Raw genomic sequence first — 22,188 nt, forward strand, 5'->3', positions numbered from 1 at the left:
ATCTTATGTCGCAGTTGATGATCGTCACGATGCTGATCTTCTTCGGCCTGTCGGTGCCCGTGGCCGTGTCCATCGGGCTGGCGAGCCTGGCGGGCGTGGCGTCGAGTGGCCTGCCCTCGCTGGTGGTGGCGCAGCAGCTCTTCGCCGCGCTCGACAAGTACCCCCTCGTGGCCATTCCGTTCTTCATCCTCGCCGGCAACCTGATGGAGGCCGGCGGCATTTCCGAACGCATGGTCGACTTCGCCAAGAGCCTCGTGGGCGGCGTGCAGGGCGGCCTGGCCTGCACCTGCGTGCTGACCTGCATGATCTTCGCGGCGGTGGCGGGTTCGAGCGTGGCCACGACCTTTGCGGTGGGCGCCATCCTGATTCCCGCCATGATCCGGCACGGCTACCCTGCGCCGTTCGCGGCCTCGCTGCAGGCCTCGGCCGCCGAGCTCGGCGTGATCATCCCGCCCTCGATTCCGATGATTCTGTTCGCCGTGTCCACCGACACCTCGACCGGCGAGCTCTTCATCGCGGGCGTGGTGCCGGGCATCCTGATCGGCGTCGCCCTGATGTTCTACGTGTGGATGTATGCACGCCGCAACAAGCTCGGCCTGCGCGACGGCGAAGGCCGGCTGCCGATCTGGCCCGCGTTCAAGCGGGCGTGGCTGGCGCTGCTGATGCCGGTGATCATTCTGGGCGGTATTTACGGTGGCGTGTTCACGCCGACCGAGGCCTCGGTGGTGGCGGTGGTCTACGCCGTCGTGGTGGGCAAGTTCATCTACCGCCGCCTGTCGTTCCGCGCGATGTCCACGACGCTGCACAAGTCGGTCGTCTCCACCGCGGTGATCATGTTCGTGATCGCCAACGCGGGCCTTTTCAGCTTCCTGCTCAATCGTGCCGGCATTCCGGACATGCTGGGTCAATGGCTGTCGGGCCTGTTCGACACCAAGTTCGGCTTCCTGATGGGCGTGAATGCCGCGCTGTTCGTGATCGGCATGTTCATCGAGACCTCGGCCTCGATCGTGGTGCTGGCCCCGCTGCTGCTGCCGGTGGCGCTGTCGTTCGGGGTCGACCCGGTGCACTTCGGCATCATCATGGTCGTCAACCTGGCGCTCGGCATGATCACGCCGCCCTTCGGCGTGAACCTGTTCGCGGCCTGCGCGGTGGCGAAGCTGCCGCTCGAACGCCTGATCAAGCCGCTGATTCCGTTCGTGCTGGTGGTGATCGCCTGCCTGTTGGTGATTACCTACTGGCCCGGCCTGTCGCTCGGCCTGCGCGATCTGGTCTACGGCCGCTGAGGCCGAAAGCGCGCGGGCCCGCCGGCCGGCGCGCGCGGGCCCCGCTTCAGTGGCCCTGCTGCAAAAATTCGGACAGCGCCGGTACCGTGTTGAGCACGTGCCGGCGCATCGCCGCCTCGCATCGATCGGGGTCGCGCGTGGCCAGCGCGTCGATCAATTCCTGGTGCGATTCGCGGGCGCGCAGCGCGCGGCCCGGCTGACTCGACCACAGCCGCATGTACGGCTCGACCACGGCGTGCAGCTCGGCGATCTGCCGCAACAGGCGCGGCTGACCACAGAAGCTGCACAGATATTCGTGAAACTCGCGATGCGCGGTGGTCCAGTCCAGGTAATCGCCTGAGCCCTGCTCGAGCTGGTCCAGCATGCTGATCAGGCGGCGCAGATGCTCGGGGCCCATGTTGAGCACGGCATTGCGCATGGCCAGCCCCTCGAGCACCGAACGGATCTCGAACACCTCCAGCATCTCTTTCTGATCGAGGCCGCGCACGACGGCGCCGCGATTCGGCCGGATCTGCACCAGGCCTTCGGAGGCCAGGCGCCGCAGCGCGCCGCGCACGGGCATGCGGCTCGTGCCGATCCGCCCCGCGATCACTTCGGGCACGAGCCGCTCGCCGGGCGCGTAGCGGCCCAGGCGTATCTCGTGCTGAATGTGCTGGTAGGCCTCTTCTTCAGCGGTCAGTGCCGTCTTCTGCAGTTGCAGCATTGCTGATTTCCATAGGGAGGGATGCCGCACGGCAGTGCGTGTGCCGGGCGTGCGAGCGCCAGAGTTTAAGGCTATGGCAAAATAGCACAAATTGGATCCAATGATCCATAGATGCAATTCCCGATAGGCATGCCCGCCCCTGGCCGCTCTAATCGCCTTGGCGCGGCAACGCCGTCCTGTCAGGCGGGCCGCGCCATTTTTTGTCGACGAATCAATCAGATATACAGGGGAACCCTATGAAACTCCGTCTCGCCCGGACGCTGCTCGTGGCCGCCGGCCTCGTGGCTGGCGCACAAGCCGCCGCGCAGGCCACCGACTGGCCGCAGCATCCCGTGAAGATCGTGGTGCCCTTCCAGGCCGGCTCCGCCACCGACCTGATCTCGCGCCAGCTGGGCGCAGCGCTGGCCCAGGAATTGGGCCAGCCCTTCGTGATCGAGGCCCGCCCGGGCGCCGCCGCCGCGATCGGCAGCGCCGCCGTCGCGCGCGCCGAGCCGGACGGCTACACCCTGCTGATGGGTGGCCCCGCCGCCATCGTCACCAACCGCTTCCTGCAGAAGCGCCTGGCCTACGATCCCGACAAGTTCGAGCTGGTGTCGATGGTGGCCTACACGCCCAACATCCTGCTGGCCAACACGAAGCAGCCGTTCAAGACGCTGCCGGAGATGGTGGCCTATGCCAAGGCCAATCCGGGCAAACTGACCTACGCCTCGTTCGGCACCGGCACGACCTCGCACATGGCGGGCGAAATGCTGAAGTCCGTGGCGGGCATCGACATCCTGCACGTGCCGTACAAGGGCGCGGGCGAGGCCATCCCGGCCCTGCTCTCGGGCCAGGTCTCGATGTACTTCGACACCATCATGACCGGTCTGCCGCAAGCCAAGGCCGGCGCGCTGGTGCCGCTGGGCATGTCCAACGCCAAGCGTTCGGCGCTGGCGCCCGAGATCCCCACCATCGCCGAGCAGGGTTTCGCCGGCTATGACATCGCACCGTGGTACGGTCTCGTCGCGCCTCCGGGCACGCCCGCGCCGGTGCTGGACAAGCTGAACCAGGCCGTCAACAAGGTGTTGGCACAGCCCGCGTTGCGTGACAAGCTTGCCGAAGCCGGTGCCGAGCCCCAGGGCGGCAGCCGCGCCGAGTTCTCCGCCTTCATCAAGGCCGAGATCCCGCGCACGCAGAAGCTGATCGAGCAAGCCGGCATCACGCCCCAGTAATTTTTATTTCCACGACTCATTCCACCTCCAGCCTCATGTCATCTTCTTTCGATTGGACCTTCCCTTACGCCTCCCGGAAAATGCCCGTGCTGGCCTCCAACGCGGTGGCGACCAGCCAGCCGCTGGCCGCACAGGCAGGGCTGCGCATGTTGCTGGCCGGTGGCAATGCCGTCGATAGCGCGATCGCCACGGCGATCGCGCTCACCGTCGTCGAACCCGTGATGAACGGGATCGGCGGCGATATGTTCGCCCTGATCTGGCACGACGGCGAGCTGCACGGCCTGAGCTCGTGTGGCGCGGCGCCCGCCGCCTGGACCCCCGAGTACTTCAATGGCCGCGACGCGATGCCGCCCACCGGCTGGGGCACCGTCACCGTGCCCGGCCAGATCGCCGGCTGGAAGGCGCTGTCCGAGCGTTTCGGCAAGCTGCCGTTCGCGCAGCTCTTCGAACCCGCCATCGCCTACGCCGAAGACGGCTTCCCGATCTCGCCGACGATCGCCCGGCAATGGGCCAACCAGGCGCCCAAGCTCGCGCACGAGCCCGGCTTTGCCGAAGCCTTCATGATCGACGGCAAAACGCCCGAAGCCGGTCAATGGTGGCGCTTCCCGGCGCAGGCGCGCACGTTGCGCGACATCGCGCAGACCGGCGGCGAGAGCTTCTACCGCGGTGACCTCGCGCGCCGCATCACCGATTTCGCCCGTGCCACCGGCGGCGCGCTCACGATGCAGGATCTGGCCGAGCACCAGGCCGAGTGGGTCAAGCCGATCGGCCAGAACTTCCGCGACTACACGCTGCACGAGATCCCGCCGAACGGCCAGGGCATCGCCGCCCTGATGGCGCTGGGCATGCTCGAGCGTTTCGACCTCGAAGGCATGGGCCGCGACAGCGCCGACTACTACCACGTCAGCATCGAGGCCATGAAGCTGGCCTTCGCCGATCTGCATCACCACGTGGCCGATCCGCGCCACATGCGGGTGAGCGCGGCCGATCTGCTCGACGGCGACTACCTCGCCGCGCGCTCGCGCCTGATCGCCATGGACCGCGCCACCACGCCGTCGGCCGGCAGCCCGCCGTCGGGCGGCACGGTGTACCTCACCGCCGCCGACGCGAACGGCACGATGGTGTCGTTCATCCAGTCCAACTATCACGGCTTCGGCTCCGGCGTCGTCGTGCCCGACACCGGCATCGGCCTGCACAACCGTGGCCTGAACTTCGTGCTGAAGGACGGTCACGCCAATCAGGTGGCGCCGCGCAAGAAGCCCATGCACACCATCATCCCGGCCTTCGTCACCCGCAGGGGCGAACCCGTGATGTCGTTCGGCGTGATGGGCGGCTCGATGCAGGCCCAGGGCCATCTGCAGATGGTGACGCGCCTGGCCGCCTTCGGCCAGAACCCGCAGGCCATGAGCGACGCGCCGCGCTTCCGCGTCGAGAACGGCCCGGTGGTCAACGTCGAAGCCCACCTGCCCGCCGACGTGGTGCAGGTGCTGCGCGACCGCGGCCACAACGTGGCGGTGGCGCCCGCCGACAGCCTCGAGTTCGGCTCGGCCCAGCTGATCCATCGCCTGCCGCAAGGTGGCTATCTCGCCGCCTCGGACTCGCGCCGCGACGGCCAGGCCGTGGGCTTCTGAGCCCTGCCACGACAGGTGAGAACAACGCCGCCCTCGGGCGGCGTTTTTTTTTGCGCGTCAATCGACCCGGATGTTCACGGTGCGCACCACCTCGGCCCACTTCACCAGCTCGCCATCGATGAAGGTCGCGAGTTCGGCGGGCGTGCTGGTCGTGGGCACCGCCCCTTCCTTCTCGAACAGCTGACGCAGCTTGGGCGAGTTCATCGCCGTCTTGAGCGCGGCGTTGAACGTCTCCACGGCTTCGGGCGGCGTGCCCTTGGGCGCCAGGATCGCGTTCCAGGTGTTGATTTCATAGCCCTTGAAGCCCTCGGTCTCGGCCACGGTCGGCACGTCGGGCAGCTGGGTCGAGCGCTGCTGCGTGGTGACGGCGAGCGGGCGCAGATTGTCGGCCTTCACCTGCGGCATCGCGCCGGGCAGCGTGGCAAAGCTGAATTGCGCCTCGCCCGTCATCACGGCCGTGTTGGCCAACGATCCGCCGCGATACGGCACGTGCACCAGCTCGAGCTTGGCCTGCTGCGCGAACATGGCGCCCGCCAGATGCACGGGCGAGCCGTTGCCGCTGGACGAATAGTTGAGCTCTCCGGGTTTGCTGCGTGCCAGCGTCACCAGCTCGGGCACCGACTTCACCGGCAGCTTGGGATTGGCCACCAGCACCAGCGGAATCGATGCCACCATGCCGACCGGCGTGAAACCGCCCACGGGATCGTAGCCCAGCGACTTTTTGTAGAGCGCCGGATTGATGCCATGGCTGGACACCGTGGCCATCAGCACCGTGTAGCCATCGGGCTTGGCCTGCTGCACGGCGGCGGCGGCAATGTTGCCGGCGGCACCGGCTTTGTTCTCCACGATGATGGACTGCTTGAGCGTGCGACTGAGCTCTTCGCCCAGCGCGCGCGCCAGGATATCGGTGGTGCCGCCCGCGGCATAACCCACGACGATGCGGATCGGCTGCTCGGGCCAGGCGGCGAAGGTGGACGGCGCGGCGCAGGCCAGGCCCGCGGCGAGCGCGGTGGCTGCCAGGTTGCGTTTCATGGTTGTCTCCGTTGTTTTATGAAGTTCTGTTCTTGAAGCAGTGCATGGCCTCGCACGCCCGGCCCCGGCGGCCCGCTTGCGGACGGCGGCCGCCGTCCCCGCGCGGCGGGCGCGCGCGGTCCTGCCGGGCATCGCCCGGCACGAAAGACTTGTGAAAACCTTGCGCCGCCTGCGCGGCGCGCACTCAGGTGCCGGTGAAGACCGGCGTGCGCTTCTCAGCGAAGGCACGCTTGCCCTCGCGATAGTCATTGCTTTCGAAGCACTCGAGCACCAGCCGCGTCATGGCATCCATGTCGACCTCCGGTCCGAGCGCCTGCATGGCGCGAATCATCTTCTTGCCGGCCCGCAAAGTGAGCGGCGCATTGGCCGATATCTGCGCCACGTACTCATCGAGCGCGGCGTCGAGGCCGCCGGGAGCGCAGACTTTGTGCACCAGGCCGCGCTTCTCGGCCTCGGCGGCGGTGTAGCGCGCGGCCGTCAGAAAGATCTCCAGCGCCCCCGCGGGCCCGGCGGCATGCACCAGATTGCGGATGGCGGTCATGCGATAGCCGAGACCGAGCTTGCCGGCCGGAATGGCGAAACTGCTGTCTTCGGAGGCCAGCCGCAGGTCGCAGCACAAGGCAATGTTGAGTCCGCCGCCGATGCAATAGCCCTTGATGCGCGCCACCGTGGGCTTGTCATAGTCGTAGAGCGCAAGCTGGGCGGCCTCGGCGACTTTTTCGTAGGCCTGCACCGCTTCTTCGCCCGAACGCAGCGTGTCGAACTGCGAGATGTTGGCGCCGCTCACGAAGGCCCGTTCGCCCGCGCCGGTCAGCACAACCACGCGGATCCGCGGATCCGCCGCCAGCGCTTCCAGCGCCAGCGGAATGCCTTCCCACATCGCGTACGACACGGCATTGTGGCGAGCAGGGTCGTTGAAGGTGATCCAGCCCGCGCCGTCGCGCTTCTCGACGATGAGGTGTTCGGTGATGCGATCCTGCAGAATGCGTTCGGCGGTCATCGGTGCTGTCCTGAGCCCGGCGCCAGTGCGCCCGGGCGGTTCGGTGGATCAATCCGGGCCTGGGCCCGCTCGAGGTGAGGTCGCGGCCGCCGGCGCGGCGGCGCCGGTCTGCTGCAGCTGCGCCTGGCGCCGCTGCATGCCGTTGGTCAGATGCTCGCGCATCGCCGCGCGCGCCGCGTCGGCGTCGCGCGCCACGATGGCATCGAAGATGCGGTGGTGTTCGAGCTCGATCTGCGCCACGCGCTCGGTGCCGGTGCTGCAATAGCGCAGCGTGCGCACCGCATCGCCGATGGCACGGCCGAAGAGCGACAGCAACCGCAGAAAATACGGATTGTTCGCGGCCTGACAGACCGCCATGTGGAAGTCGAGCGCGCGATCCGCGCCCATGCGCCAGTCGTCGCTGGCCGCGTCCACCCGCGTCAGCGCGACACGCAGCTGCTCGATCTGCGCGTCCGTGCGGTGCTGCGCGGCCAGCGCGGCCGCCCCCGCCTCGATCTCGACCCGCAGCTGATAGACGTGTTCGAGTGCTTGCGCCTGCAACAGATCGGCCGGCAACAGCTCGAAGGCCTGCTGCCCCGCATCGGTGGCCACGAAGCTGCCGACCCCGCGCCGCGTCTCGATGTAGCCCGATAGCTTCAGGCGCGCGATGGCCTCGCGCACGACGTTGCGGCTCACGCCGAAACGCTGCGCGAATTCCTGTTCGGTGGGCAGACGCTGCCCCGGCTCGAACGCCTGGCTGACGATCTTCTGCCGGATCTGCTGCGCGATTTCGTCGGGCAGATTGTCGGGCCGGGCGAGGCTGCCGAACAGCGCATCGGACACGGGTTCAGGATGGGCCATGGAATTTCCGAAGGGTGGCGGGGAAGGCCACGATGGTGTCACACCGCCCCGGCGGCGCGCAAACGCTGGCGCGCCGCTTCATCCAGGCCCAGCCAGGCCAGGATGTCGTCGGTGTGGGCACCGGTCTCGGGCGCGGGCGACACGGGCGGCGGCTCGCCGCCGCCGAACGTCACGGCGGGCGCGATGATGTCGACGTCGCCACGCTGCGGATGCGTCACGCGGCGCGTCATGCGCAGGTGCCGCACCTGTTCGTTCTCGAAGGCCGTGTCCATGGACAGGATCGGCCCGCATGGCACACCGGCCTGGTTCAGGCGCTCGATCCAATCCGCGCTGTCGCGGGTCCGCGTGCGGGCAACGATCTCGCGATTGAGTTCGCCGCGGTTTTCCACGCGCAAGCCGGCCGACGCGAAGCGCGCATCGTCCTTGAGCTCGGGCATGCCGAGCACATCGCACAGCCGGGCGAACATGCTCGAGCCCATCGCCGCGATATTGATGTAGCCATCGGCCGTGGGGTAGACGCCCGTGGGCGAACTGGTCGGATGGTCGTTGCCCGACTGGCCCGGCACCTCGCCATCGATGAGCCAGCGCGTCGCCTGGAAGTCCATCATCCAGACCTGCGCCTGCAGCAGCGACGTGTGCACCCAGCGCCCCTGCCCGGTGCGCTCGCGGTCCAGCAAGGCCGTGAGGATGCCGATGGCGGCGAACAGGCCGGCGCTCAGATCGGCGATCGGAATCCCGGCGCGCATCGGCCCCCGGTCGGCTTCGCCGGTCACGGACATCAGGCCGCCCAGGCCCTGCGCGATCTGGTCGAGGCCGGGGCGGTCGGCGTAGGGGCCGTCCTGGCCGAACCCCGAAATGCTGGCGTAGACCAGCCGCGGGTTGACCTTGGAGAGCGACTCGAAATCGATGCCGAGCTTGGTCTTGACCGACGGCCGGTAGTTTTCGACCAGCACGTCGGCGCGCTTGACCAGCTCCATGAACACCGCCCGCCCTTCCGGCTGCTTCAGATTCAGCGTGAGGCTGCGCTTGTTGCGGTGGGTGTTCTGGTAATCGCTGAACTTGGCCGCGCCGCCCGGCTTGTCGTCCTTCACCTGAGTCGGCTCTTCGATCTTGATCACGTCCGCGCCCCAATCGGCAAACTGCCGCACGGCGGCCGGCCCGGAGCGCACGCGGGTGAGGTCCAGCACGACGAAGCGGTCCAGCGGCGCATAAATCATGACGAGGTGTCTCCGAATCGTTATTGGCGGGCGGACGTGGCCGCGACGCGACCGGCCGCGCGGGCCGGTCGGCGCACCCATCACCGCGGTGCCCGTCCATTTGTAGGATGTTGGACATCCTATGACTTGAAAGACCCCTCGCCTATCATCGGAAACCCCAGGTGGGGCCGGCCCTCCCCGCGCGGCCGGCGGCGGCGTCGCGCGCCAGCCTCTACAACACCTAAAACCGCCCCTGTCCTGTCAGCGGCCCGGGCGGCGTGGCAGCCACCCCTACAACACCAGAAACCGCCCTATCTTGTCGGCGGCCGCCTGCGCCGCCGGCAGGATTTCGCCGATCATTCTTTCCCGCGGCAGCCGCGACGCCTTCACGCTGACGTTGATCGCGCTCACGACCTGACCGCTGGCGCTGCGCACGGGCACGCCGATGGCGCACACGTTGAGCTCCAGCTCCTGATCGCCGATGGCGTAGCCGCGCTGCCGCACCTGTTCGAGTTCGGCGCACAGCTGCGCGCGTTGCGTGACGGTGTATTCGGTAAACGGCGCGAGCTCCACGTCGTCGAAGTAGCGCGCCAGCGCGGCGGGACCGAGCTGCGCCAGCATGACCCTGCCGATCGACGTGCAGTAGGCGGGCAGGCGGCTGCCCAGACCCAGCGAGGTGGCGAGGATGCGGTGCACCTCCGAGCGCGCCAGATACATCATCTCGTGGCCGGTCATGATGCCGAGCGCGCAGGTTTCGTTCACCGTTGCGCTCAGGTCGTCCAGCACCGGCTGCGCGAGCGACACGAACGGCGTGGATGCGAAGTACGCATGGCCCAGGCTCAGAATGCGCGGCGTGAGCACATAGTGACGCTCGTGCTGCTCGGCATACCCGAGCGCGACCAGGGTGTAGAGGCAGCGCTGCGTCACCGCGCGCGACAGCCCGGCGCGCCGCGCCAGCTCGGCCGCGGTCTGCGGTTGGCGGCGTTCGCCAAAGGCGCGGATCACATGCAGACCGCGTGCCAGGGTCTGCATGAAATCGGGATCGCCGCGCAGTTGCTCGGGATGCGCCTGCGTGGGCAGCGGCGCGGTGTAGGCCGGGGCAATCGAAGGCGGATAGATCATCGGTGATGGGCTCCAGGCGTAGAAACCTCGCAAGCCGGCAGGGCCGCGGCATCGGACGCGGGCGCCGCGTGCAGCGGCGCGTCGCTGAGCGCCTGCAGGCTTTCCAGCGTGACGCCGGGCGCCATGGCGCGCACGCAAAAGCCGGCGGGTGTCACGTCGATCACCGCGAGGTCGGTGTAGATGCGGTCGACGACGCCCCGTCCGGTGAGCGGCAAGGTGCAGCGGCGCAGCAGCTTGGCCGCCCCGCTCTTGCTGTTGTGTTCCATCAGAATGTAGACCCGGCGCGCGCCCACCGCCAGGTCCATCGCGCCGCCCACCGCCGGCGCCTCTCCGGGCCGCGCCAGCGACCAGTTCGCCAGGTCGCCGTTATCGGCGACCTGCATGCCGCCCATCACGCACAGATCGAGATGGCCGCCCCGCATCATCGCGAACGAGTCGGCGTGGTGAAAGTACGCCCCGCCGGGCACCAGCGTGGCGGGCAGTTTTCCGGCGTTGATCAGATCCGGATCTTCCTGGCCGGGCGCGGGTGGCGGGCCCATGCCGAGAATGCCGTTTTCGCTGTGCAGCACGACCTCGCGCTCCGGCGCGAGAAACCGCGCCACGTGCACCGGCATGCCGATGCCGAGATTCACGTAGCTGCCATCGGGAATGTCGCCGGCCACGCGCGCGGCCATCTCGTCACGCGTCCAGGGCCGATGGGAAGAGGATTTGGCCTGCATCGATACTCCTTCAACTCGAAAAGCCCGCGTGCTCGACGCGCGCGACCCGCTGCACGAAGATGCCGGGCGTCACGATCGCCTCGGGCGACAACGCGCCCAGCTCGACCTGTTCGCGCACCTGCACGATGGCGGTGCGGGCCGCCATGCACATCACCGGACCGAAATTGCGGGCGCTCATGCGGTAGGTGAGATTGCCCCAGCGATCGGCCTGATCGGCCTTCACCAGCGCGAAGTCGCCCGGCAGCGCGTGCTCGAACACGTACTCGCGGCCATCGATCACGCGGGTTTCCTTGCCCCGCGCCAGGTCGGTGCCCGCCCCCGTCGGCGTGTAGAAGCCGCCCAGGCCCGCGCCCGCGGCGCGCAGCCGTTCGGCGATGGTGCCCTGCGGCACGCACTCGAGCTCGATGCGCTGCTGACGATACAGCTCGTCGAAGACCCATGAGTGCGAGGCCTTCGGGAACGAGCAGATCACCTTGCGCACGCGCCCGGCCTTGATCAGCGCCGCCAGGCCGGTCTCATGGTTGCCGGCGTTGTTGCTCACCACCGTCAGATCGCGCGCGCCCTGTTCGATCAGCGCATGCAGCAGCTCGGTGGGCATGCCGGCGCCGCCGAAGCCGCCGACCAGGACGGTGGCGCCGTCATGCACGTCCGCCACCGCCGCGGCGGGATCGGCCACGAATTTGTCGATCATCGCCACCCTCCCCTCAGTTCACGGTGATGCCGGCATCCTTGATGATGCGAGCGTAGCGGGACGAATCGGCGCGCATGAGGGCATCGAACGCCGCGGGCGTGCCGCCGGCGGGCAGAAAGCCCACGTCCATGAACTTCTGTTTGACGTCGTCCTCTTTGACGATCGCGCTGATCTCGGTGGCCATCCGGTTCACGATGGCGGGGTCCGTGCCGCGCGGCGCCAGCAAGCCGACCCAGGAGGCGGTGACGAAGCCCGGCATGCCGGCCTCTTCGAGCGTCGGCACATCGGCCGCGGTGGCCCAGCGCGTCTTGCCGGTGAAGGCGAGCGCCTTGAGGCGGTTCTCCTTCACGTACTGCATGGGCACCAGCACCGGGTCGAACACCATAGACACCCGGCCGGCGAGCAGGTCGGTGAGAATCGGCGCGCTGCCCTTGTAGGCGACATGCGTCATCTTCAGCTTCGCGCGCAGCGCCAGCTCGGCGCCGGTCAGGTGCGCGCTCGACCCCGTGCCGCTCGAGGCGTACGTGAGCTTGTCGGGGTGAGCGTGACCGTAGTCCACCAGCTCCTGCAGCGAATTCACGGGCAGATCCTTGCTCACGAACAGAAAGAGCGGCAGATCCGCCATGTGCACCACGGGCACCAGGCTTTCCTGCGAGTAGGTCAGGTCATAGAGATGCGCATTGATCACGTAGGCCGGCAGGATGCTGAGAAAGGTGTAGCCGTCGGGCTCGGCGCGGGCCGCCGCCGCGGCGCCCACATTGCTGTTCGCGCCGGGGCGGTTCTCGATGATGATGGTCTGCTTCAGGCGGGTGGACAGCTTTTCCATCACCACGCGCGTGACGGTGTCGGTCGCGCCGCCCGGGGTATAGGGCACGATCACGCGCAGGGGTTTCTCGGGCCAGTCGGAAGCGGCTTGCGCGCCGCTCCAGCCGGCCGCCATCAAGACGGCGAGCGCCATCGTAGCCAGCGCGCGACGGCGCGGGCGGGTGTGCTGCTGTGCCATGGATTGTCTCCTCCATGAGTGGGCCGTTGCCGCCGCCGCGTCGTCTCCGGAAGACGCCGCGATGGCGGCCGATGTCAGTTGTCCTGACTATTGGTCGGTACCGTGGAAAAAGTATGGCACGCCACCCGGCGGGCTGAGACAGGCCTCACTGGCGATTGTGTTCGCTCATCGGACGCGGCAGCGCGCTCGTGACGCCGCGCCCTCCGGGGAGCGCTGGCCGATCATCGGCGGGGACGCCATGCTGCCGCCGGGACGAAAAAAAGCCCCGTGCGGGGCACGGGGCAGCATCATGAAAGCGAAGCAGCGTGAAGCGCCCGCGCCAGCGGCGGACGCTACGCATCACAGTCAGCGGGGGCGTTTGTCGATCACGCGGCGGGCCTTGCCCGTCAGGGTGCGCTCGACGAAACCCGCCTCGGCCACCTGCACGCGAGCCGACACGCCGATGTAGGACTTCACGGCATGCTGCAATTGCTTGCCGACGTTGGCGCGCTCGTCGTCCGAGAGGGCGCCGAACTCGGGCCGCAGCTCGGTGAGGATCTCGAGTTCGTCGAGATTGCCGCTGCGCGACAGCACCAGCTGATAGTGCGGCGCGAGCTGCGCGATCTTGAGCACCAGCTCCTCGACCTGCGTCGGGAACAGGTTCACGCCGCGCACGATCAGCATGTCGTCGCTGCGGCCCGTGATCTTGCCGATGCGGCGCATGCTGCGCGAGGTCGGGGCCAGCAGACGGGTGAGGTCGCGGGTACGGTAGCGAATGATGGGCATCGCCTCTTTGGTGAGCGAGGTGAACACCAGCTCGCCCTGCTCGCCATCGGCCACCGGCTCGCCCGTTTCCGGGTTGATGATCTCGGCGTAGAAGTGGTCTTCCCAGACCACCGGGCCATCCTTGGTCTCGACGCACTCGCTCGCCACGCCCGGGCCCATCACCTCGGACAGACCATAGATGTCGACCGCGTCGATCGCGGCTTCGTTCTCGATGTCGGCGCGCATCTGACCGGTCCAGGGCTCGGCGCCGAAGATACCGATGCGCAGCGACGTTTGACGCGGATCAATGCCCTGGCGGCGCTGCTCTTCCAGAATATTGCAGAAATAGGAGGGCGTGACCATGATGATGTCCGGACGGAAATCGTTGATCAGCTGCACCTGCTTTTCGGTCTGCCCGCCCGACATCGGGATCACCGTGCAACCCAGGCGCTCGGCACCGTAATGCGCGCCCAGGCCACCCGTGAAGAGGCCATAGCCGTAGGCCACGTGCACGATGTCGCCCGGCTTGCCGCCGGCCGCGCGGATCGAGCGCGCCACGAGATTGGCCCAGTTGTCGAGGTCGCGCGCGGTGTAGCCCACCACCGTCGGCTTGCCCGTGGTACCGCTCGAGGCGTGAATGCGCGACACGCGCTCGCGCGGCACCGCAAACATACCGTAGGGGTAGTTGTCGCGCAGGTCTTTCTTGGTCGTGAACGGAAACTTCGAAATATCCGACAACTGCTTCAGGTCGTCGGGATGCACACCCTTCTCGTCGAACGCGCGCTTGTAGTGCGGCACGTTCTGGTAGGCATGGCTCAGCGTCCACTTGAGGCGTTCGAGCTGCAGGGCCTGCAGTTCGTCGCGGCTGGCATGCTCGATCGGGTCCAGCCCCGGCTTGCTCATGGTGTTGGACATGGTGTCTCTCTCCTAAATTGCGGCGTGCACGCGCGGCGCGCACGATCCTGATTCCGTCCGGCAGTGCTCACGCCTCTTCGGGCGTGCCCACCACTTGTCCTTTGATGCGATACGAGCGGCCGCGGAACAGCGCCACGGTCTTGCCGTGCTGATTGGTCACGGTCACGTCGTACACGCCGGTGCGCCCGGCCAGCGAGCGCTCCTGCGCCTCGGCCGTGAGCACGTCGCCCTCGAAGCCCGGCGCGAGATAGTCGATCACGCAGCCCGAGGCCACGGTCGCCACATTGCGCGAGTTGCACGAGAAGGCAAACGCACTGTCGGCCAGCGCGAAAATGAAACCGCCATGGCAGGTCTTGTGCCCATTGAGCATGTCGGCCCGGATCGTCATGGTGAGCCGGGCAAAGCCCGGCGCGATGTCGGTCACGGCCATGCCGAGCGACTGCGTCGCCGCGTCTTCGGCATACATGGCCGTGCGCACGGCGTGGGCCAGCTCCTGCGGATCGGTCGGAACCGTCTCTACGGTGGCGTTCATCATTGCCCCTTGAACGACGGTTCGCGCTTGTCGAGGAACGCGGCCACGCCCTCGGCGTAGTCGGCGCTGCGGCCGAGTTCGCGCATCATGTCGCGCTCCAGATCCAGCTGCGTCGCCAGATCGTTCTGCAGGCTTTGCTGGATCGCGCGCTTGGTGAACGCCAGGCCCTTGGTCGGCGCCTTGGCGAAGTGCTGCGCCAGACGGTCGAGCGTGGCATCGAACTCGGCGTCGGCCACGCATTGCCAGATCAGGCCCCACTCCTGCGCCTGTTTGGCGGAGAGCTTATCGCCCAGCAGGGCCAGACCCAGCGCGCGAGCGCGCCCTACCAGACGCGGCAGCACGAAGGTGCCGCCGGTGTCGGGAATCAGGCCGAGCTTGCAGAACGACTGGATGAAATTCGCCGATTCCTTGGCGATCACGAGGTCGCCCGCGAATGCCAGGTTGGCGCCGGCGCCGGCCGCCACGCCGTTCACGCCCACCACGACCGGCAGCGGCAGCGCCTGCAGGCGCTTGACGAGCGGGCCGTAGAACTTCTCGACGGTCTCGCCCAGATCGGGCGGCGATCCGTCGGCGGCCGGCCGCCGCTCGCTGAGGTCCTGACCGGCGCAGAAGCCGCGGCCGGCGCCGGTCAGCACGAGCACCCGCGCGCCTTCGGTCTCGACGCGCGTGATGGCTTCGGCCACTTCGCCGTGCATGCGCGCGGTGAAGCTGTTGAGCTTGTCGGGGCGGTTGAGCGTCAGACGTGCGATGCCGCCGTCGAGCTCGAACAAAATATCCTGGAAGGCCATGGTGTCGCTCCTCAGACGTGACGGCGGGTCTGCACCACGCGGAAGCGGTTCGACACGAACGCGGTGTCCGACAGCGCGGCGTTGGCGGCCGGATTGGCGCCGGTGCCGTGGAAGTCGCTGAACGCGGCGGTCTGGTTCACGAACACCGCGCCGGTGAGGTTGAGCGAGAGCGACACGCCCGCCACTTCGGCGGCGTCCTGCACGGCCTCGGCCACTTCCGGACGCGTGGTGTAGGCCGAGAAGCTCAGCGCGCCATGACGGCTGACCGTGTCACGCGCGATCTCGATGCTCTGCTCGGTCGAGTCGGTCGCGACCACGAAGGAGATCGGGCCGAACCATTCACGCGCGATGGCGGGGTTGCCGGCTTCGGCGCGCAGCATCAGCGGGGTACGCACGCGGGCGCCCGCGAACTGCGGGTGCTCGAGCTCGCGCGAATCCGCCACGACCGGCAGGCCCAGCTTGCGGGCTTCGTCGATGCGAGCCGCGGTGGCCTCGCTCTGGATCGCGCCGGTGAGCTCGACGGCCTTGGCCGCATCGCCCGAGAGCTTTTCGACGGCCGTGCCCAGGGCCGCGACCACCTCGTCGAAGCTCTTGTGGCCTTCGGCCGTGTCGATGCCGCCGCGCGGCACGTAGATGTTTTGCGGCGCCGTGCACATCTGGCCCGAGTAGAGCGCCAGCGAGAACGCCAGGTTGCGCGCCACGCCCTTCAGGTCGTCGGCCGAATCGATGATGACCTGGTTGACGCCGGCCTTCTCGGTGTAGACCTGGGCCTGGCGCGCATTCTGCTCGAGCCAGTCGCCGTTGGCGCTGCTGCCGGTGAAGTCGATCAGCTTGACGGCCGGATCCAGCGCCAGCGTCTGCGCGGTGTCGTCGCCCGCGGCGTGCGCGGCCAGTTGCACCACATCGGGATCGAAGCCGGCTTCGGCCAGCACCTCGCGCGCCACCTGCACGGTGATCGCGAGCGGCAGGATCGCGCCGGGATGCGGCTTGACGATCACGGTGTTGCCGGTGGCCAGGCTGGCGAACAGGCCGGGATAGCCGTTCCAGGTCGGGAAGGTCGAGCAGCCGATCACCAGGGCCACGCCGCGCGGCACCACGGTGAAGTGCTTCTCCATCTTGATCGGATCATTCTTGCCCTGCGGCTTTTCCCACAGCGCCACGCCGGGGATGCGGGCCATTTCCTGCCAGGCGTAGGCCACGGCCTCGACGCCGCGGTCCTGGGCGTGCGGGCCGCCCGCCTGGAACGCCATCATGAAACCCTGACCCGTCGTGTGCTGCACGGCATGGGCGATCTCGAAACTCTTGCGGTTCAGGCGCGACAGGATTTCGAGCGACACGCCCACCCACACCTGCGGACCGGCGCGGCGCCATTCCTGCAGCGCCTTCTGGGCATTGGCCACGAGCTTGGCGGCGGAGAGCTTGGGATAGGTGATGTCGAGCGCGAAGCCGAACGGCGACACCTCGCCACCCACCTGGCCCTCGGCACCGTTCTGCTCGAGCGCGAACGGCTTGCCGCGCAGCGCCTCGAACGCGGCCTGGCCATCGGCCGCGGCGGTCTCGCCGTAGTTGCGCGGGCTGGGGGACTCGGCGAACGGGCTCCAATAGCCGCGTTCGGCGGCGGCCTTCACGGCCTGGTCGAGCAAAGGACGGTGGCGTTCAAAGAAATCGTTGGACACGCTGTTCTCCGATATATTTTTGAGATTCGCAAATAGGAATGAAACGGCAGCCGGACCGGGCCGGATACGGACATCGACGACTCAGGTTTCCTGGTCGAAATCCAGTACCAGCCGGTCGCTGACCGGAAAGCTCTGGCAGCTCAGCACGAAGCCGCGCGCCACTTCATAGTCTTCGAGCGCGAAGTTCGCATCCATGTCGACCTCGCCCTCCACCACCTTGCAACGGCAGGTGGAGCACACGCCCCCCTTGCACGAGTAAGGCAGCTCCACGCCCTGGGCCAGCGCGGCGTCGAGCACGCTGTCCTTGTTCTTGTCGATCGTGAAGGTGCGGCTGTGGCCGTCCTGCACGACGGTGACTTCGCATTGGCCCTTGCCCGGCGCCGTGGGCGCCTCGCGGCCGGTGCGCAGCGCACGCGGGCCCTTGGGCGCGCCGAACAGCTCGAACTTGATCTGGCTCTTTTCGAGGCCGCGGGCCTGCAGGTGCTCGACCACGCTTTCGATCATGGTCTGCGGACCACAGACGAAGGCATAGTCGATGTCGTCGGGGCTCATCCAGGCCCGCATGAGCTGCTCGACCTTCTCGCCGTCGAGACGACCGTTGAAGAGCTCGATGTCCTGGGTTTCGCGGCTCATGATGTAGACCAGCGAAAAACGCTCCATGTAGCGGTTTTTCAGGTCTTCGATCTCTTCGCGGAACAGCACCGACGACGACGCGCGGTTGCCGAAGAACAGCGTGAAGCGGCTGTCGGGCTCGGTGGACAGCGCCGTCTTGACGAGCGAGAACACCGGGGTGATGCCGCTGCCGACCGCGAAGGCCACGTAGTGGCGCTTGTTGCCCGGCGCGAAGTCCACCGTGAAATTACCGGCGGGGGCCATCACTTCGAGGGTCTGGCCGGGCTGCAACTCGTGATTGGCCCAGCTCGAGAACACGCCCTCGTCGACCTTCTTGATCGCGACGCGCAGCACGCCGTCGGTCGGCGCGGAACAGATCGAGTACGAGCGGCGCACTTCTTCGCCGTCCAGGCTCGTGCGCAGCGTCAGGTACTGGCCGGGCCGGAACGAAAAATCGTCGCGCAGGTCCGGCGGCAGATCGAAGGTCACGACCACCGCGTCGCGCGTGTTGCGTGCGACCGATGCGACCTTGAGCGTATGGAATTGGTTCTGGCTCATGATGTCACCAGCTTCAGTGAGGCTTGAAATAATCGAAAGGCTCGTGGCAGGCGGCGCAGCGATAGAGCGCCTTGCACGAGGTCGAACCGAAATGGCTGACCAGACGGGTGTTGTGCGAGCCGCAGCGGGGACAGGCGATGGCGGGCGCCGCGTGACGGCGGCTGATGCCCGAAATATCGACCGCGCGCTCGGCGGGCGCGGCGATGCCGTAGCCCTTGAGCGCCGTGCGGCCGCGTTCGGTCATCCAGTCCGTGGTCCAGGCGGGCGACAGGCGCGTCTCGATGCGCACCTCGTCCAGACCATGGGCCTGCAGGGTGCGCGTGATGTCTTCGCTGATCTCGCGCATCGCCGGACAACCGGAATACGTCGGCGTGATCGTGACCACGCAGGCGGCCTCCTCGAAACGCACCTCGCGCACCACGCCCAGATCCACCACCGACAGCACCGGAATTTCGGGATCGGGCACTTCCTGCAGCCAGGTCATGACCTGGGCGGGTTCGACGGAAACAGGCGTGGCGGGCGCGGACGTATTCACCATTTGGCTCCGGGGTAGGCACGCGGCAGGTGCTGCATTTCGGCCAGCAGAAAGCCCAGCGCCTCGGTGTGCCGCCCGCTGCGGCCGCCGCGATGCGCGGGATGGAAGGCGGCTTCTTCGGACGGCTGCGTCAGCGTGGCTTCGTCGAGCACCTCGCTCACATGCGCGAGCCAGGGCTGGCGCAGCGCGGCGAGCTCACAGCCGATGCCGCGGGCCGCGAGGTCCGTGTCGACCGCGTCGTCGACGAACAGCTCGCCGCTGTACGGCCAGATGGCGTCGAGCGCGTCCTGCATGCGGCGGTGGCTTTCGTCGGTGCCGTCGCCGAGCCGCACGACTAGGTCGGACGAGCGGCGCACGTGATACGTGACTTCCTTTTGCGCCTTGGCGGCGATCGCCGCCACGCGCTCGTCGCTCGACTGGACCAGCCGCTCGAGCAGGAAGTAGTGCCAGACGTCGAACAGGAACTGGCGCGCCATGGTGTCGCCATAGTGGCCGTTTTCGCGTTCGACGAGCAGCGGATTGCGGAATTGATGCGCGTCGCGCAGGTAGGCGAGCTGGTCCTCGTCGCGGCCGGCGCCCTCGATCTCGGCGGCCAGACTCAGCCACATGCGGGCCTGACCGAGCAGGTCGAGCGCGGTGTTGGTGAGGGCCAGGTCTTCTTCGAGGACGGGCCCGTGGCCGGTCCATTCAGACAGACGCTGCGACAGCACCAGCGTGGTGTCGCCCATGCGCAGCGCGAACTCGAACAGATTCTTGTCCATGGTGCCCACGCTCACATGTGCTTGATTTCTTCCGGCATCGGGAAGAACGTGGGATGGCGGTAGACCTTGCTATTGGCCGGCTCGAACAGCGGCTCTTTGTCGCTCGGGCTGCTCGCCACGATGTCGGCGGCGCGCACGACCCAGATGCTCAGACCTTCATTACGCCGCGTGTAGACGTCGCGCGCATGGTTGATCGCCATCTCGGCGTCGGGCGCGTGCAGGCTGCCGACGTGCTTGTGCGCCAGACCGTGCTGGCTGCGGATGAACACTTCCCAGAGGGGCCATTCTTTGCTCATGATGCGTCTCCGGCCCGGCGCGGCGGCGGCCGCGCGCGAGGGCGTAAGGGCTAGGGGCGATATCGGAATCGAGGATCGGGCGGCATGGCCGCCGGCGCCGGGCTTGGAAGCCCCTACCGGCAGGCCGCTCGCCTCAGGCGGCCTTGCGGCGGGCCTGCTTGTCGGCGTAGGCGGACAGGCCGTCGCGCACCCAGGCGCCGTCTTCGTGGGCCTTGACGCGCGCGGCGAGGCGGTCGCGGTTGCAGGGGCCGTTGCCCTTGATCACCGCATAGAACTCCGACCAGTCGATCTCGCCGAAGTCATAGTGGCCGCGCTCGGCGTTCCATTTGAGATCGGGATCGGGCACCTTCAGGCCCAGGTACTCGGCCTGCGGCACGGTCTGGTCGACCATCTTCTGGCGCAGCTCGTCGTTGGTGAAGAGCTTGATCTTCCATTGCATCGACTGCGCGCTGTTGGGCGAGTCGGCATCGGACGGGCCGAACATCATCAACGCGGGCCACCACCAGCGGTTGAAGGCTTCCTGGCACATGGCCTTTTGTTCGGGCGTGCCGTTCAGGCACATCTCGATCAGCAGGTCGTAGCCCTGGCGCTGGTGGAACGACTCCTCCTTACAGACCCGCACCATCGCGCGGGCGTAGGGGCCATAGGAACAGCGGCACAGCGGGATCTGGTTGATGATGGCCGAGCCGTCGACCAGCCAGCCGATCATGCCGATGTCGGCCCACGACAGCGTCGGGTAATTGAAGATGCTGGAGTACTTGGCCTTGCCGCTGTGCAGGTCGTCGATCAGGTCGTCGCGCGAGACGCCGAGCGTTTCGGCGGCGCTGTAGAGATACAGCCCGTGACCGGCTTCGTCCTGCACCTTGGCGAGCAGGATGGCCTTGCGCTTGAGGCTGGGCGCGCGGGTGATCCAGTTGCCTTCGGGCAGCATGCCGACGATCTCGGAATGCGCGTGCTGCGAAATCTGGCGCACGAGCGTCTTGCGGTAGGCATCGGGCATCCAGTCCTTGGCCTCGATGCGCACGCCGTCGTCGATGCGCTTCTGGAAGGCCGCTTCGGGGCCAGTGAGCTGATCCACGCCTTTGACCTGCTTGACGCCGGTCTCGACCAATTGAGCGTACATGGTTTGTCTCCTTGCGCGGCGGCGATCCCGGGGCCAGTGCGGCAGCCCGGGCGCAGTCCGCTCTCATAGATCCATTATTTAATACAGAAAAACCATTGTCAAACCGATTTCTGTATCACGTCGGATTTATGTATCATGTCGCACCCGCGATTTTTTCCTTGTGTCACAGGAGCTTAGCGCTGCACAACCAGCGCAGCTGCGCGACCTGGGATTTACCCTGATCCGACCCCATTCGCTGATATGGCCACCCTTTCCGACCCGATGGACCGCTTCATCGCCAAGCTCCTCAAACAGGACCCGCCGCGCGCCAAGTCGCTGTGCGTGAGCCTGCTGGGCGACGCGCTGGGTCCGCACGGCGGCGCCATTTGGCTGGGCGATCTGATCGAGCTGCTCGCCCCGGTCGGCATCAACGAACGGCTGCTGCGCACGAGCGTGTTCCGGCTGGTGTCACAAGGTTGGCTGCATTCCGAACGCCACGGGCGCCGCAGCCTGTATCTGATGTCCGAACAGGGGCAACGCAACACGGCGCGCGCGTCGCAGCGCATCTACGAAGGCCCGGCCTCCGAGTGGAGCGGCGAGTGGACGCTGGTGGCGCTGCCGCGCACCGGCGGCAACGGCCTGGCCGAACGCGCGGAACTGCGGCGCGAGCTCGAGTGGGAGGGATTCGCGCTGGTCGCGCCGGGCCTGTTTGCCCATCCGGCCACCGAGGCCCGCGCGGCCCACGACATCCTCGAGAAGCTCGGCATTCCCGACCGCGCGCTGGTGCTGTCGGCCCGCGATCTGGCCGGCGCGGGCGGGTTGCCCATCGCCAGCCTGGCGCCGCAGTGCTGGAATCTCGACGCCGTGGCGGAGCAATACCGCCTGTTCATCCGTCATTTCGGCCCGCTCGAAACCCTGCTCGACGCGCCGGACGCGGCCGAACCGGCCCAGGCCTTCGCCCTGCGCGTGCTGTTGCTGCACCACTGGCGCCGGATCGTGTTGCACGATCCGCAGTTGCCGATGCCGATGCTGCCGGCCCAATGGCCGGGCATTCCGGCACGCGAAATGTGCCGGCGGCTCTACTGGCGTCTGTTCGACGCCTCCGAAGCCCATCTGGACACGGTCGCGGGACGCGAGAACGCCGGCTATCGTCCGCTATCGCCGGAGATCATGGCGCGCTTCGGCGGGCGCCCGGGCACCCTGCCCGGCTGAGCGGCGCGGCAGGCGGCGCAGGCCCG

22 protein-coding genes are annotated in these 22,188 nt (G+C 67.6%); 4 read left to right on the forward strand and 18 right to left on the reverse strand.

Annotation, left to right across the window (positions count from 1 at the left end; translation table 11 throughout):
• Positions 1-5 precede the first annotated feature (5 nt).
• On the forward strand, positions 6-1,283 hold the full coding sequence (locus tag CAL25_RS13775) for a TRAP transporter large permease (RefSeq protein ID WP_094800899.1): 1,278 nt from the start codon (positions 6-8) through the stop codon (positions 1,281-1,283).
• Positions 1,284-1,329: 46 nt separating this feature from the next.
• On the opposite strand, the gene CAL25_RS13780 is transcribed toward CAL25_RS13775, so the two are convergent.
• Complete coding sequence (locus tag CAL25_RS13780; protein ID WP_094800901.1) at positions 1,330-1,986, reverse strand: GntR family transcriptional regulator; 657 nt, start codon at positions 1,984-1,986, stop codon at positions 1,330-1,332.
• Between the two features lie 236 nt (positions 1,987-2,222).
• On the opposite strand from CAL25_RS13780, the gene CAL25_RS13785 reads away from it, so the two are divergent.
• A complete protein-coding gene (locus CAL25_RS13785; RefSeq protein WP_094800903.1) occupies positions 2,223-3,197 on the forward strand; it encodes a Bug family tripartite tricarboxylate transporter substrate binding protein in 975 nt (324 codons plus the stop codon).
• Between the two features lie 35 nt (positions 3,198-3,232).
• Positions 3,233-4,828, forward strand: a complete 1,596-nt coding sequence (gene ggt, locus CAL25_RS13790) for a gamma-glutamyltransferase (protein ID WP_094800905.1) — start codon at positions 3,233-3,235, stop codon at positions 4,826-4,828.
• Between the two features lie 57 nt (positions 4,829-4,885).
• Here ggt and CAL25_RS13795 read toward each other — a convergent pair whose 3' ends face one another.
• The 17 genes from CAL25_RS13795 to paaA all read right to left on the reverse strand — a co-directional run bounded on the left by CAL25_RS13795 (position 4,886) and on the right by paaA (position 20,971).
• Positions 4,886-5,860 (reverse strand): Bug family tripartite tricarboxylate transporter substrate binding protein, encoded by a 975-nt coding sequence (locus CAL25_RS13795; protein WP_094800907.1) that lies wholly within the window; start codon positions 5,858-5,860, stop codon positions 4,886-4,888.
• 184 nt (positions 5,861-6,044) lie between these two features.
• On the reverse strand, positions 6,045-6,860 hold the full coding sequence (locus tag CAL25_RS13800) for an enoyl-CoA hydratase (RefSeq protein ID WP_094800909.1): 816 nt from the start codon (positions 6,858-6,860) through the stop codon (positions 6,045-6,047).
• Positions 6,861-6,908: 48 nt separating this feature from the next.
• Positions 6,909-7,700, reverse strand: coding sequence for a FadR/GntR family transcriptional regulator (locus CAL25_RS13805; RefSeq protein ID WP_094800911.1), 792 nt, complete (start codon positions 7,698-7,700; stop codon positions 6,909-6,911).
• A gap of 38 nt (positions 7,701-7,738) precedes the next feature.
• A complete protein-coding gene (locus CAL25_RS13810) occupies positions 7,739-8,917 on the reverse strand; it encodes a CaiB/BaiF CoA transferase family protein (protein WP_094800913.1) in 1,179 nt (392 codons plus the stop codon).
• Between the two features lie 270 nt (positions 8,918-9,187).
• Entirely contained in the window at positions 9,188-10,018 is an 831-nt protein-coding gene (locus CAL25_RS13815) for an IclR family transcriptional regulator domain-containing protein (RefSeq protein WP_094800915.1), read from the reverse strand.
• Positions 10,015-10,737 (reverse strand): 3-oxoacid CoA-transferase subunit B, encoded by a 723-nt coding sequence (locus tag CAL25_RS13820; protein WP_094800917.1) that lies wholly within the window; start codon positions 10,735-10,737, stop codon positions 10,015-10,017. Before CAL25_RS13820 ends, CAL25_RS13815 begins: the two co-directional genes overlap by 4 nt.
• 10 nt (positions 10,738-10,747) lie before the next feature.
• Entirely contained in the window at positions 10,748-11,428 is a 681-nt protein-coding gene (locus tag CAL25_RS13825; protein ID WP_094800919.1) for a 3-oxoacid CoA-transferase subunit A, read from the reverse strand.
• A 13-nt stretch (positions 11,429-11,441) separates the two neighbouring features.
• Complete coding sequence (locus CAL25_RS13830; protein ID WP_094800921.1) at positions 11,442-12,431, reverse strand: Bug family tripartite tricarboxylate transporter substrate binding protein; 990 nt, start codon at positions 12,429-12,431, stop codon at positions 11,442-11,444.
• Between the two features lie 345 nt (positions 12,432-12,776).
• Positions 12,777-14,090 carry a phenylacetate--CoA ligase PaaK gene (gene paaK / locus CAL25_RS13835; RefSeq protein WP_094800923.1) on the reverse strand — a complete coding sequence of 438 codons (1,314 nt, stop codon included), beginning with the start codon at positions 14,088-14,090 and terminating at the stop codon, positions 12,777-12,779.
• Between the two features lie 67 nt (positions 14,091-14,157).
• A complete protein-coding gene (gene paaI / locus CAL25_RS13840) occupies positions 14,158-14,622 on the reverse strand; it encodes a hydroxyphenylacetyl-CoA thioesterase PaaI (protein WP_094801173.1) in 465 nt (154 codons plus the stop codon).
• Positions 14,622-15,410: a 2-(1,2-epoxy-1,2-dihydrophenyl)acetyl-CoA isomerase PaaG gene (gene paaG / locus CAL25_RS13845; RefSeq protein ID WP_094800925.1), complete on the reverse strand. Its 789-nt coding sequence runs from the start codon at positions 15,408-15,410 to the stop codon at positions 14,622-14,624. The genes paaI and paaG overlap by 1 nt, the downstream gene beginning before the upstream one ends.
• 11 nt (positions 15,411-15,421) lie before the next feature.
• The gene (paaN, locus tag CAL25_RS13850) at positions 15,422-17,086 is read right to left on the reverse strand and encodes a phenylacetic acid degradation protein PaaN (protein WP_094800927.1); all 1,665 of its coding nucleotides are present in this window, start codon (positions 17,084-17,086) and stop codon (positions 15,422-15,424) included.
• Positions 17,087-17,167: 81 nt separating this feature from the next.
• Positions 17,168-18,256, reverse strand: a complete 1,089-nt coding sequence (gene paaE / locus CAL25_RS13855; RefSeq protein WP_094800929.1) for a 1,2-phenylacetyl-CoA epoxidase subunit PaaE — start codon at positions 18,254-18,256, stop codon at positions 17,168-17,170.
• Between the two features lie 13 nt (positions 18,257-18,269).
• Positions 18,270-18,794 (reverse strand): 1,2-phenylacetyl-CoA epoxidase subunit PaaD, encoded by a 525-nt coding sequence (gene paaD / locus CAL25_RS13860; RefSeq protein ID WP_094800931.1) that lies wholly within the window; start codon positions 18,792-18,794, stop codon positions 18,270-18,272.
• Positions 18,788-19,552, reverse strand: coding sequence for a 1,2-phenylacetyl-CoA epoxidase subunit PaaC (gene paaC / locus CAL25_RS13865; protein WP_094800933.1), 765 nt, complete (start codon positions 19,550-19,552; stop codon positions 18,788-18,790). The genes paaD and paaC overlap by 7 nt, the downstream gene beginning before the upstream one ends.
• Before the next feature lie 11 nt (positions 19,553-19,563).
• The gene (gene paaB / locus CAL25_RS13870; protein WP_094800935.1) at positions 19,564-19,848 is read right to left on the reverse strand and encodes a 1,2-phenylacetyl-CoA epoxidase subunit PaaB; all 285 of its coding nucleotides are present in this window, start codon (positions 19,846-19,848) and stop codon (positions 19,564-19,566) included.
• Between the two features lie 133 nt (positions 19,849-19,981).
• A complete protein-coding gene (paaA, locus tag CAL25_RS13875) occupies positions 19,982-20,971 on the reverse strand; it encodes a 1,2-phenylacetyl-CoA epoxidase subunit PaaA (protein WP_094800937.1) in 990 nt (329 codons plus the stop codon).
• A gap of 240 nt (positions 20,972-21,211) precedes the next feature.
• On the opposite strand from paaA, the gene paaX reads away from it, so the two are divergent.
• Entirely contained in the window at positions 21,212-22,162 is a 951-nt protein-coding gene (gene paaX, locus CAL25_RS13880) for a phenylacetic acid degradation operon negative regulatory protein PaaX (protein ID WP_094800939.1), read from the forward strand.
• The last annotated feature ends 26 nt before the right edge of the window (positions 22,163-22,188 follow it).

Origin of the sequence: Bordetella genomosp. 5 (genome assembly GCF_002261315.1) — a bacterium.
Taxonomy (GTDB): domain Bacteria; phylum Pseudomonadota; class Gammaproteobacteria; order Burkholderiales; family Burkholderiaceae_B; genus Bordetella.

Coding starts and splice junctions, on each gene's coding strand:
- paaE (WP_094800929.1), bottom strand. CDS start 18,256: ATGAGCCAGAACCAATTCCATACGCTCAAGGTCGCATCGGTCGCACGC.
- paaI (WP_094801173.1), bottom strand. CDS start 14,622: ATGAACGCCACCGTAGAGACGGTTCCGACCGATCCGCAGGAGCTGGCC.
- CAL25_RS13795 (WP_094800907.1), bottom strand. CDS start 5,860: ATGAAACGCAACCTGGCAGCCACCGCGCTCGCCGCGGGCCTGGCCTGC.
- paaK (WP_094800923.1), bottom strand. CDS start 14,090: ATGTCCAACACCATGAGCAAGCCGGGGCTGGACCCGATCGAGCATGCC.
- paaX (WP_094800939.1), top strand. CDS start 21,212: ATGGCCACCCTTTCCGACCCGATGGACCGCTTCATCGCCAAGCTCCTC.
- CAL25_RS13820 (WP_094800917.1), bottom strand. CDS start 10,737: ATGCAGGCCAAATCCTCTTCCCATCGGCCCTGGACGCGTGACGAGATG.
- CAL25_RS13830 (WP_094800921.1), bottom strand. CDS start 12,431: ATGGCACAGCAGCACACCCGCCCGCGCCGTCGCGCGCTGGCTACGATG.
- paaG (WP_094800925.1), bottom strand. CDS start 15,410: ATGGCCTTCCAGGATATTTTGTTCGAGCTCGACGGCGGCATCGCACGT.
- paaC (WP_094800933.1), bottom strand. CDS start 19,552: ATGGACAAGAATCTGTTCGAGTTCGCGCTGCGCATGGGCGACACCACG.
- CAL25_RS13825 (WP_094800919.1), bottom strand. CDS start 11,428: ATGATCGACAAATTCGTGGCCGATCCCGCCGCGGCGGTGGCGGACGTG.
- paaD (WP_094800931.1), bottom strand. CDS start 18,794: ATGGTGAATACGTCCGCGCCCGCCACGCCTGTTTCCGTCGAACCCGCC.
- paaB (WP_094800935.1), bottom strand. CDS start 19,848: ATGAGCAAAGAATGGCCCCTCTGGGAAGTGTTCATCCGCAGCCAGCAC.
- CAL25_RS13810 (WP_094800913.1), bottom strand. CDS start 8,917: ATGATTTATGCGCCGCTGGACCGCTTCGTCGTGCTGGACCTCACCCGC.
- ggt (WP_094800905.1), top strand. CDS start 3,233: ATGTCATCTTCTTTCGATTGGACCTTCCCTTACGCCTCCCGGAAAATG.
- paaA (WP_094800937.1), bottom strand. CDS start 20,971: ATGTACGCTCAATTGGTCGAGACCGGCGTCAAGCAGGTCAAAGGCGTG.
- CAL25_RS13805 (WP_094800911.1), bottom strand. CDS start 7,700: ATGGCCCATCCTGAACCCGTGTCCGATGCGCTGTTCGGCAGCCTCGCC.
- CAL25_RS13775 (WP_094800899.1), top strand. CDS start 6: ATGTCGCAGTTGATGATCGTCACGATGCTGATCTTCTTCGGCCTGTCG.
- CAL25_RS13815 (WP_094800915.1), bottom strand. CDS start 10,018: ATGATCTATCCGCCTTCGATTGCCCCGGCCTACACCGCGCCGCTGCCC.
- CAL25_RS13780 (WP_094800901.1), bottom strand. CDS start 1,986: ATGCTGCAACTGCAGAAGACGGCACTGACCGCTGAAGAAGAGGCCTAC.
- CAL25_RS13785 (WP_094800903.1), top strand. CDS start 2,223: ATGAAACTCCGTCTCGCCCGGACGCTGCTCGTGGCCGCCGGCCTCGTG.
- CAL25_RS13800 (WP_094800909.1), bottom strand. CDS start 6,860: ATGACCGCCGAACGCATTCTGCAGGATCGCATCACCGAACACCTCATC.